Here is a 2,547-nt window from a genome sequence, read left to right on the forward strand (position 1 = left end):
AAGTATATAAAACTAAATATAATTAATGATACTCCGATAAGCTCTAAACGGTCTGAGTTAAACATGGAATTAACAGCATAGCCTGCAACAATACCATGTACAGATCCAACAATAACAGGAAGTATAAAAAATATTCCTAATTGTTTAAACACCGCTTTATTTATATATGCTTGACTTACTCCAATTTTTCTTAAAGTATTAAATCTTTCTTTATCAACACTAGCATCTTGGATACATTTAAAATACATGATGCTACCTAGTGATACTGTAAATACAAGTGCTAAAAAACATCCTACAAAGTATACACCATTTATTGCATAATATATAGTTTTATCAAATTGATCAGCACTATAAATTTCACTTTTTGAATTTTCTCTCATGTATTGAGCTATCGAGTTAGTGTTTTCAAAGTTATTAAGTGTGATAGCTTTAAAATATACTTCTTTTTTATTTAACTTAGTTTTTAATTTTTCATAATCGCTATCATTTAAGACTAGTGTACCATTAGTTGATTGTCCCATTATATTAGAAGGTATATTTTTATTAATTTTTATTGATTCATTACTTATTTTTAAATTATCATTTATTTTAAATGCATTCATAACCCTTGCATCTATTAATAAAATTGCCTCACCTTTTTGTGGTTTATTTTTTTCTATATCTTTCTCATGTTTTACTTTTCCATGTTTTAACAAATTTTCTACATCTGAATATTTAACTAAATACACATCATTTATATACATACTTAAATTTGATTTGTATGGAATTAAATCTACAGTAGTTTTATACTTAACATCTTCGTTACTTAAATTTACAGCCATATCTAAAGACTTATCATCATTTTTATTTTCACTTGTATAATATATACTATATGGGTATTCATTTTCAAATCCTGTTGCAAAACAAGAACTCATACAAAATGCAACCATTATGCAAGTCAAACTACAAGCTATTAATATTGCAGCTTGAGCTAAGGTTTTATTATTATCTTTTATCCTAAAAATAATATTATTATAACTTACAATGTTTGTTTTTGAGTATAACCTCTTTTTATTTTTTATAATATTTCTTATAAAAATCGAGAAAAATCCTCTGAATAAAAAATGAGTTCCTATAATAGTCATAATTACCGTTGCCATTATAGCTATCGGAAATGCCACATTAGCTTCTTTATATTTTAATATTAGCAAGTACCCTAGAATAATTATTATAAATCCTATGACCCCTTTAGTATTGTTTAATTTGTTATTTTCTAATTGGTATATTTTTTTTGCATTTATAAGTTTACTTATATCTGTTTTTATTAAACAAATATATTCTTTTATAAAAACACCAATCAATATAATCAAAAATATTAGTAAAGTCTGAATTACTGAAATAAAGTTTATCTCAAAATTTATTACTTTATTTACATAAGATAGTTTAACTAAAATCATTAAAAATATCTTATTCAAAAGTATTCCAATCCCCATACCAATTATCATTGATATTAGCCCAATTATAAGTGCTTCTAATGAAAACATCAGTGCGATCTGCTTATTTTCAACACCCATAAATGTGTATATTCCAAACTCTTTTTTTCTTTGTTCTATAAAAAATTTACTTGAGTAAGAGATAAAAAATATAAAGAAAAATATTAGAACAAAAGCGCACATTCCTCCTGCCATAGATACTGCATTTAAGTCTTTTATTTCAATGAATTGTTTACTGAAAATTAAAGTTGTGAAATTGTAAAATACAGCAATTGAGAAAACCATAGAGAAAATATAAACTCCATAGTTTTTTATACTTTGTCTTATATTCATTAAACTTAGCTTAAATAAATTCACTTACTTCACCTCCCATAGAAGTTAATAAGTTCATTATTTGCTTAAAGAAATCTTTTCTATTTCCATTACTATCTATCCTAGTGTTTAGCCTACCATCTTTTATGAAAATAATTTTATCTGAGTAACTTGCTGTAAATGCATCGTGTGTAACCATTATTATAGTTACATTAAATTTTTTATTCATCTCTTTTAAACAACTTAAAAGTTCTGATGCAGATTTTGAATCTAATGCTCCTGTAGGTTCATCCGCAAATATAATAGATGGTGAAGTTATTATGGCTCTTGCTGCTGCAACTCTTTGTTTTTGTCCCCCTGATAATTCATATGGATAGCTTTTCAAATGTTTTTTTATTCCAAAAAAACTAGCTAATTTTTCAACCTCTTTTTGTATTTTATCAGGTTTTTCGTTTGCTATAACAAGAGGTAGTGCTATATTGTCTTCTATACTCATGTTATCTAATAAATTATAGTCTTGAAATATAAAACCTATATTATCACGTCTAAACCTAGATAATTCTTTATTTTTTAAAGAATGGACATCTTCATTATCATAGTAAACTTTTCCTTCACTAGGTCTATCAATAGTAGACATTATATTTAAAAGCGTAGTTTTCCCTGCCCCAGAAGGCCCCATAATACTTATAAACTCTCCATCTTTAACCTCTAAGTTTATATTTTCTAGAATTTTAAATGTATTTTTATTATTTTTAATACTTTT

At 25.4% G+C, this 2,547-nt stretch carries 2 protein-coding genes; both read right to left on the reverse strand.

Annotated features, from left to right (window positions below; translation table 11 throughout):
• Positions 1 to 1,829: FtsX-like permease family protein (locus tag VN21_RS09810; protein WP_046823105.1), on the reverse strand; the 1,829-nt coding region annotated here is incomplete at its 3' end.
• Positions 1,816 to 2,547 (reverse strand): ABC transporter ATP-binding protein (locus tag VN21_RS09815; RefSeq protein WP_408633645.1); only part of this gene is annotated, 732 nt, incomplete at its 5' end. The genes VN21_RS09815 and VN21_RS09810, both read right to left, overlap by 14 nt.

The organism is Paraclostridium benzoelyticum, assembly GCF_001006285.1.
Classification (GTDB): Bacteria; Bacillota; Clostridia; order Peptostreptococcales; family Peptostreptococcaceae; genus Paraclostridium; species Paraclostridium benzoelyticum.